Origin of the sequence: Alcanivorax profundi, from assembly GCF_003597125.1 — a bacterium.
GTDB classification, from domain to species: domain Bacteria; phylum Pseudomonadota; class Gammaproteobacteria; order Pseudomonadales; family Alcanivoracaceae; genus Alcanivorax; species Alcanivorax profundi.
Genome location: NZ_QYYA01000178.1, coordinates 1 through 378 on the forward strand (window position 1 = coordinate 1; position 378 = coordinate 378).

Here is a 378-nt window from a genome sequence, read left to right on the forward strand (position 1 = left end):
TTGTCTTTCTCTTTGAAAGGAACGTGTCCGATAGCACTGTATTGCTTGGCAAAATCCTTGAGTTTCTTCTGAAAATCATTGTCGGTAATCTCTGCAACTACAAGTTCCTTGAGCTGGGCAATAATGTTACGCTTCTTGTCCAGATTGGCATGTTCCTCGCTGCGTGAACCGGCATTCTGCTTGTTGCGGGCTTCGAAGAACTTGTTGCAGGTATCCAGAAATTCCTTCCAGAGCAATTCGCCTTGTTTATGAGGTACGGTACCCACCTTCTTCCATTCTTTCTGGAGAGCGATGAGTTTGTCGCCAGTTTTCTTCCAGTCTGTACTGTCAGCCAGTTCCTTTGCCTTGTTTACGAGTTGCTGTTTCTTTTCGAGATTG

The 378-nt window shown here is 45.2% G+C and carries 1 protein-coding gene; it reads right to left on the reverse strand.

The features are described 5' to 3' along the window. The coding region (locus D4A39_RS19405) for a DUF349 domain-containing protein (protein ID WP_147393985.1) at nt 1-378 on the reverse strand (378 nt) is incomplete at both ends.